Origin of the sequence: Acetobacter tropicalis (assembly GCF_001580915.1) — a bacterium.
GTDB lineage: Bacteria > Pseudomonadota > Alphaproteobacteria > Acetobacterales > Acetobacteraceae > Acetobacter > Acetobacter tropicalis.
The window spans coordinates 44,536-52,004 of sequence record NZ_LHZQ01000203.1 but is presented as its reverse complement, the minus strand read 5'-3'; the positions used below and the strand labels follow the sequence as shown (position 1 = coordinate 52,004).

The 7,469-nt window shown below is 54.5% G+C and carries 7 protein-coding genes; all 7 read left to right on the top strand.

Translation table 11 applies throughout. The annotated features are described in order from the left end of the window. Positions 1–818 (top strand): sulfate/molybdate ABC transporter ATP-binding protein (locus AD944_RS08290; RefSeq protein ID WP_061474817.1); only part of this gene is annotated, 818 nt, incomplete at its 5' end. A 145-nt stretch (positions 819–963) separates the two neighbouring features. Beyond that, positions 964–1,308 carry a DUF2849 domain-containing protein gene (locus tag AD944_RS08285; RefSeq protein ID WP_045541929.1) on the top strand — a complete coding sequence of 115 codons (345 nt, stop codon included), beginning with the start codon at positions 964–966 and terminating at the stop codon, positions 1,306–1,308. Positions 1,309–1,339: 31 nt separating this feature from the next. After that, positions 1,340–3,034: a nitrite/sulfite reductase gene (locus AD944_RS08280; protein WP_045541930.1), complete on the top strand. Its 1,695-nt coding sequence runs from the start codon at positions 1,340–1,342 to the stop codon at positions 3,032–3,034. Next, positions 3,021–3,509: a DUF934 domain-containing protein gene (locus AD944_RS08275; RefSeq protein ID WP_045541931.1), complete on the top strand. Its 489-nt coding sequence runs from the start codon at positions 3,021–3,023 to the stop codon at positions 3,507–3,509. Before AD944_RS08280 ends, AD944_RS08275 begins: the two co-directional genes overlap by 14 nt. Positions 3,510–3,527: 18 nt before the next feature. Beyond that, positions 3,528–5,549, top strand: coding sequence for a glycosyltransferase N-terminal domain-containing protein (locus AD944_RS08270; RefSeq protein WP_052427128.1), 2,022 nt, complete (start codon positions 3,528–3,530; stop codon positions 5,547–5,549). Beyond that, positions 5,549–6,550, top strand: a complete 1,002-nt coding sequence (gene lpxK, locus AD944_RS08265) for a tetraacyldisaccharide 4'-kinase (RefSeq protein WP_045541996.1) — start codon at positions 5,549–5,551, stop codon at positions 6,548–6,550. Before AD944_RS08270 ends, lpxK begins: the two co-directional genes overlap by 1 nt. Then, positions 6,547–7,458 (top strand): lysophospholipid acyltransferase family protein, encoded by a 912-nt coding sequence (locus AD944_RS08260; protein WP_045541932.1) that lies wholly within the window; start codon positions 6,547–6,549, stop codon positions 7,456–7,458. Before lpxK ends, AD944_RS08260 begins: the two co-directional genes overlap by 4 nt. Positions 7,459–7,469 lie beyond the last annotated feature (11 nt).

Genomic DNA, 7,469 nt, shown 5'->3' with positions numbered 1-7,469 from the left:
ACTACGCGCTCTTCCCGCATATGACTGTTGCCCGTAACATCAGTTTTGGGTTGGACGTTCAGCCTCGGGCGATACGTCCTTCAAAAAATGATATCGCCGCACGGGTTCAGGAACTGCTGGCGTTGATGCAGTTGCCTGATATGGGCAAGGCTTACCCTGCCCGGCTTTCTGGCGGACAGCGGCAGCGTGTTGCCCTTGCCCGTGCTTTGGCGACAGGCCCCGGCGTACTGCTGCTGGACGAACCTTTTGGTGCGCTTGATCCTATTGTAAGGCGGGCTATTCGTTCCTGGCTGCGGTCCCTGCATGATCGGTTGGGATTAACCACTATTCTTGTGACGCATGATCAGGAAGAAGCTCTGGAGGTTGCTGACCGTATTGTGGTGATGCAACAGGGCTCCATCGTGCAGGACGCAACGCCTGAAGTGTTGGATCGCGAGCCTGCTACGGCTTTTGTAATGGAGTTTCTGGGGGAAGCAGCCATATTTCGGGGCGTGGTGCAGGAGGGTTGGTTTACTCCGGATGAAGAGGGTGTTTTGCCTTTTGCCGTGACGGGTGAGATTTCATCCGGCCCGGCTGATGCCATGATCCGCTCGTTTGAAATTGCAGTTGCATCTCCAGATCTTGCGCAGGGTCAGGTCATCCCCATCTCTTCTCAAGGTGTACGAAATGGCTATAGGCATTATCTGGCGCGTTTGAAGGATCGGACCATTGCCGTGCATATCCCTGATTATGCTGAAGAAAATGCGTTTCCAAACGGAGATGGCGTTCTAGATATCAGCAGATCCCGTCTGTTCAGGAATGGAAAGCGATATGTTTAGTCTCAAGGATATGGGAATTATCCGGTAAGGACATGAAGGTGACGGTGCTACGCAATAATCATCGTTTTCAAGCGTGTTATCTTGATAAACTCAGTTGCTCTGTGTAAAATTTATCCTCTTGGGTCGTTCCAGAAAGGGGCCTTTTATGGACCGCAGAAATAACCGCCGGGATGCAGAAGGTTCCAGCGTGATTACCGCCAATCGTTTGCTGGATGGGCGTATTGTCTGGCTGGCAGCGGATGGTCAGTGGTCGCCTCATATACGGAACGCCCGCGTCTATTCGAATGTGGAAATCGAGGATGCTCTCAAGGAGCAGACGGCGAGTGCACAGGATAATGAACTGGTTGGCGTTTATGGCGTGCAGGTCTCCCTGTCCCCCACTGGTCCGGTGCCTGTGACCAGCCGTGAGTGTATCCGGGCTGGTGGACCTAGCGTGCATCCAGACTTTACGCCCGAATGGCAGGAACGACCTGCCGTTTCTCCCGCCTGATTCGCGACGTTAACCAAGGTCTCTTTTTATCATGTCTCACGCCCCTCATTCTTCCCTGCCTGTTGGGCATTATGCTTACGATGAGGTTGACCGCACGTTTCTCAAACAGCGTGTGGCTCAGTTTCGGGATCAGGTGGAACGGCGCATTTCCGGTGCGTTGACAGAGGAAGAATTCAAGCCGCTCCGCCTCATGAACGGCCTGTATCTTCAGTTGCACGCTTATATGCTACGTGTGGCTATTCCGTATGGCGTGCTTAATTCCGGACAGATGCGCACTCTTGCGCAGATTGCTCAGCGGTATGACCGTGATTACGGGCATTTCACCACGCGGCAGAATATTCAGTTCAACTGGATCAAGCTGGAAGACACGCCCGATATTCTTGCGCTTCTGGCAGATGCGGATATGCATGCCCTTCAGACAAGTGGCAACTGTATCCGGAACGTGACCGCCGACCAGTTTGCTGGTGCCGCGGCGGATGAGGTGATTGACCCTCGTATCCATGCGGAAATTTTGCGGCAGTGGTCCACGTTGCATCCGGAATTCACATTTCTGCCGCGTAAATTCAAAATCGCGATTTCTGGTAGCCCGCAGGATCGTGTAGCAGCGCGCTTTCATGATATCGGGCTGATGGCCCGTAAGGATGAAAATGGCCGAGCTGTATTCGAAGTGTATGTCGGTGGCGGACTAGGTCGCACGCCTATCGTTGGCGTAAAATTACGTGATGATCTGCCAGAAGAAGACCTGATCGCTTATCTGGAAGCTATTCTGCGGGTTTATAATGAATTTGGCCGCCGGGATAATATCTATAAGGCACGGATCAAAATTCTGGTTCAGGCTTTGGGCGTGCAGGAATTCCGCAACCGTGTGAATGCCGAATTTGTGGCGATGGACCGGGCACGTTACAGGCTGGATGAAAAGATTGTAGCCGCTATTCAGGCGCGTTTTGGAGTTCCTGATTTTGATCCCGCGGGTCAAGCCGCAGAAAAACTGATTCAGCAGCGCAAGGCTGATCGGGCGTTTGATTTCTGGGTGCGTACCAATACACATGCTCACAAGCAGCCGGGCTATGTCTCGGTAACAATTTCCTGCAAGCCAGCGGGAGGAATACCCGGGGATGTCACATCCGCGCAGATGAATCTTCTGGCGGATCTGGCCGATCAACTCAGTTTTGGTGAATTGCGCATCACGCATTTGCAGAACGTTGTTTTGGGGCATGTCAGGCAGGACAAGCTCTATGCCTTGTGGCAGACGCTTGATCAGAATGGGTTGGGCACTGCCAATGTCGGGTTTATTTCTGACATCGTTGCCTGCCCTGGGTTGGATTACTGCGCGCTGGCCAACGCCCGGTCCATTCCCATTGCGCAGAAGTTGAGTGAGCGTTTTGCAAGCCCTGAATTACAGCGGGAAATTGGTCCTCTGCGGTTGAATATTTCTGGCTGCATCAATGCCTGCGGGCATCATCACGCAGGGCATATCGGCATTCTCGGGGTAGATAAACGAGGAGAGGAAGCGTTTCAGATCACTCTGGGTGGTGCTGCGGATCAGGATACGGTATCCATCGGTCAGATTATCGGGGCAGCAATGTCCGAAGATGAAACAGTTGATGCAATCGCCCGGATTATTGATACGTATCTTGCGAGAAGGACGGCGGGTGAGCAGTTTATCGACACGTGCCGCCGTTTAGGCACAGCACCATTCAAGGACGCCGCGTATGCCCCTGCTTGAGAACGGCCAGATTAAAGAAGATAACTGGCAGGTTGCCATTGAAGGCGAGGCTCTGCCTTCAGGTGATGTGCTGGTACCGCTGGCCCGGTTGTCTGAAGGGTTGGGTCGCAATAACGATGGCCGTCTTGGTGTCGTGTTGAATGCCGGAGATTCGGTGGAAGAACTGCGCAGCGCCCTGCCCCGTCTGAGCAGCATACAGGTTACCTTCCCCATTTTTCGGGATGGTCGGCCTTTCACGCAGGCAAGAGCTTTGCGTGAGCATCTGCACTTTGAAGGGGAAATTCGTGCAGGTGGGCACATTCTGCCCGATCAGTATGAATTTCTGCTGCGTTGTGGGGTCAATAGCGTGGTTGTGCCAGAAGGCGTGGATGCTGCTGTCTGGCAAAAAGCGCATGAGACTTTTAGTGTGGCATATCAACCTTCTGTGCTGAACGAACAGCCAGAAGGATTTGCTTTCAGGAGAAAGCTGCTTTAGCGCCGGAGGCCGGTTGGCGTGAGGCCGTTTCGTCTTTCCTCCGGTTCTCTTTTGCGCAAGGTTCTGATTTCCTCTGTCAGAGGCTATCTGGGGCTGACCCTGCGTACCATGCGCTGGACGTTCACCGTGGATCCCGCAGCCCGTAAACTGCTGACAGCGCAGGATGGGCATACGGCCATTGTGGCGTTCTGGCATGAAGCACTGCCCTTGACGCCTGCATTATGGTGGTGGGCAGAGCCTCAGAACCCGACATTGCGGTTACATGTGCTGATAAGCCGTAATCGGGATGGACGGTTGATTGCCGATATTGTGGCACCATGGCGCATCTGGTCCATTGCGGGCTCTTCGGATACGCGAGGCAAGAATAAGGGCGGTGCCGCAGCCATACGGCGTATGCGGGCAAGATTGCGGCATGGGGGTATTGTCGCCATTACGCCTGATGGTCCGCGCGGGCCACGACGGCAGGCGCAACAAGGAGCCGCAGCCCTTGCTGCCATGGTAAAAATGCCTATCGTGCCTGTAGGGGCAACGTGCTCCGGCTTTCGTTTAAAATCTTGGGATAGAATGATTGTTCCCGTGCCATTTGGGAAAGGTCGTTTTGTGTGTGGCGCTCCGCTTTTTCATCTGCATGCGGATGGACGAAGCGCTGCGGAGGCTGGCCAGTTGTTATCAGCCGCCATTACGGATGCGATGGGACAAGCCGAAGCAGCCATGCGCAGTAAGGTTAGGATAGCACATTTACCTACGGAAGAATTTCGCCCTCAACCTCTTGATCTCATGCCCTCGCGTCTGTGGGCTACGGCGGCAACTGTTGCCGCTCCTGCATTACCGTTTTTCTTGAGATGGCGGCAGACACGCGGCAAGGAGATAGCTTCTCGCGTAAGGGAAAAAATGGGGTTTGCTTCTCAGCCTCGTCCCTTAGGTGCAGTGATCTGGTTTCACGCGGCGAGTGTGGGAGAAGTTGTTTCTATTCTGCCACTCGTTGAAAATTGTCTCCGGCAGAATGCACGAGTAACGGCATTGATGACAACGGGTACAGTTACTGCCGCCCGTATGGTCGCCCAGAGAACAGTACAGGAAGCCCGGATTGTTCATCAGTTTGCTCCTCTGGATGTACCGCGTTGGGGGAAACGCTTTTTAAGTCACTGGCGGCCACAGGCTGCCGTTTTCACGGAAAGCGAGTTGTGGCCCAATCTGATCGGGTTGTGTCACGAGCGTAATCTTCCCGTTGCCTTGGTCAATGGCCGGATGTCACCCGTATCTTTCAAAAAATGGTGTAACGCACCGCGTATTGCTCGCCGTATGTTGGATCGTTTTGCGTGGATTGCGCCGCGTTCGTCGGAGGATGCCCGCCATTTCGAGGCGCTGGGGGGCCGTAATCTGCTCGCTTGTGGGGACCTGAAAACGGTGGCGCACGCTCTTCCTGTGCAGGAAGACGCATTGCAAAAACTTCAGACATATATCGGGAAGCGCCCTTTGTTTTTGGCGGCTTCCACCCATGATGGGGAAGAGGAGGACATCCGTAAAGCTCTGGAGCAGTTACGGAATGATGTTCCTGATCTTCTGACGCTTGTCGTGCCGAGGCACCCCGAACGGGGCGCGGTCGTCAGTTCCCTGTTTTCTGGTGCGCCTCGTCGTTCTTTGGGCCAATTACCGGAAAAGACGGATTCAGTTTGGGTGTGCGATACATTGGGGGAGTTGGGGCTTTTTTATCGTCTCGCACCCATGGTTTTTATTGGCAATAGCTTGCCTGACGTAAAAGGCGGTGGTGGGCATAATCCGCTTGAGCCAGCACGTCTGGACTGCGCGCTGGCTACAGGGCCGTTGGTTCATAATTTTATAGAGGCATTTCGTAGTCTTGGAGAAAGCGTGACAGTAGTGGAGACGGCGACTGATCTTGCCGCATGGGTACGACAAATGGTTAGCGACCCGGAACTGCGCGCGCGCAAAGCGACATTAAGCCAGGAGCGGGTCTCTGCTGTGAATGGAGATCTGATTGACCGTTTGACTACTCGTGTTCTGGATCTGCTGAAATCATGATTCATCCGCCGCGCTTCTGGCAGGACCCTGATGCAAAATGGTTACCTCTCCTCCTCTCCCCTCTAGCAGGAGTGGTTTCTGCTTATGCAGAGATTCGGCAGAAACAGCCCGGTTGGAAAGCTCCTATCCCGGTTTTGTGCTGTGGGAATATGACAACGGGCGGCACAGGCAAGACGACAGTGGTGCTGGATATGGCGCAGAGATTGCAGAACCGGCAGATCAGCGTGCATGTGTTGATTCGGGGATACGGGGGGAAGATTAAGGCAACAACACGAGTAGAGCCAGCCGTTCACACAGCTCGCGATGTGGGAGATGAAGCATTGCTTCTTGCAGCCCGATGTCCAACGTGGATCGGGGGTGATCGTGTTGCCTCAGCCCGCGCGGCAATCAGTGCCGGAGCGCAGTGTTTACTCATGGATGACGGGTTTCAAAACCCCTGGTTGCACAAAGACATCTCTCTGCTGAGTGTTGATGGTGTTGTCGGAGTGGGCAATGGACGTGTGCTTCCGGCAGGTCCGCTCCGCGAACGAACTCAGGACGCATTGGGCCGCGCCTCAGCCGTTCTGCTGATTGGCCCCGACAAAACGGGCTTTCTGGCCAAGTATGCCCCAATCCTTCCTGCGGGCTGTACTGTTCTCCACGCTTTTCTCCAGCCAGATGTGGCCGGTATTGCTGCCCTGAAGGAAAAGCCATGCCTTGCTTTTGCGGGCTTGGGGCGCCCCTCCAAATTTTTTGAGGGGTTGAAGGAGGCTGGTGTGTTTATGAGGCGGGTCATCGCTTTTCCTGATCATTATTTCTATAAGGCGCAGGATATTGAGCGTCTTCTAACGCTTGCCAAACAAGACGGTGCGCAATTGGTCACAACCCCCAAGGATTTTGTACGTCTTCCTTCTTCTTTCCGCCCACATGTCCAGACTGTGGGGGTTGGATTGACATGGGCGGATGAGACGGCACCAGAAAGTCTTCTCGATCGACTCCTTCCTTGCGGAACACTGAGATGAGCAAGGGGGAGATAACTGCGCTCATGCGCATTGAAGCGGCATTTGCGCACGGTTTGCTGGCGGCGTTTCTGAAAATGGGCCCCGTCAAAGCGTCCAACTTTGCTGGACGTGTAAGCCGCTTTATCGGCCCGCTTCTTCCTGTTTCCAAAGTTGCAGATCGCAATCTACAGCTTGCCATGCCGGAATTGAACCGTTCTCAACGCAAGCGGATTGTCCGTGGTGTATGGGAGAATTTGGGGCGTACCGTGGGGGAACTTCCTCACCTTTCTCGTTTGCAGGAAAACACATCTTATGGACCGGGGTATGAGGTTCAGGGGGCGGACTATCTACACGAGCAGGCACGCAAGGGCGGTTCTGTTCTGTTTGTTTCAGGGCATATCGGAAATTGGGAAATGTTGCCGCCGGGCGTGGCGCGGCATGGTACCCCGTTTGCCTCTTTTTATAGGGCCGCAGGTAATCCCTTGATTGACAGCATGATACGCCGCCTGCGTGATACGGCTATGGCCCCTACCCCCATGCCTCTTTTCGCCAAAGGTGCGCGGGGTGCGCGGGAGGCTTTGATGTATGTCGCCAAAGGTGGCCGTCTGGGTATGTTGGTTGACCAGAAAATGAATGATGGCGTTGAGGCGCGTTTTTTTGGCCAGCCCGCCATGACCGCCCCCGCGTTGGCGGCTATGGCGCTGCGGTATCGGTGTGCAGTGATCCCAGGTTACGTGGAACGGCTGGGGCCAGCGCGTCTCCGAATTGTTGTGGAACCGCCTATGACATTGCCTGACACGGGGGACAAGCAGCAGGATTTGGAAGCTCTTGTTCAAATGGTGAATGATCGGCTGGAAAGCTGGATCAGACGCAAGCCGGAAAGCTGGCTCTGGCTCCACAGGCGTTGGCCTAAAGCTCTCTATCTCTAAACATGCTGCTT

What these genes read in the sequence shown, in the direction of transcription:
- AD944_RS08260 (WP_045541932.1), top strand. Translation starts at nt 6,547, where the DNA reads ATGAGCAAGGGGGAGATAACTGCGCTCATGCGCATTGAAGCGGCATTT.
- AD944_RS08280 (WP_045541930.1), top strand. Translation starts at nt 1,340, where the DNA reads ATGTCTCACGCCCCTCATTCTTCCCTGCCTGTTGGGCATTATGCTTAC.
- AD944_RS08275 (WP_045541931.1), top strand. Translation starts at nt 3,021, where the DNA reads ATGCCCCTGCTTGAGAACGGCCAGATTAAAGAAGATAACTGGCAGGTT.
- AD944_RS08285 (WP_045541929.1), top strand. Translation starts at nt 964, where the DNA reads ATGGACCGCAGAAATAACCGCCGGGATGCAGAAGGTTCCAGCGTGATT.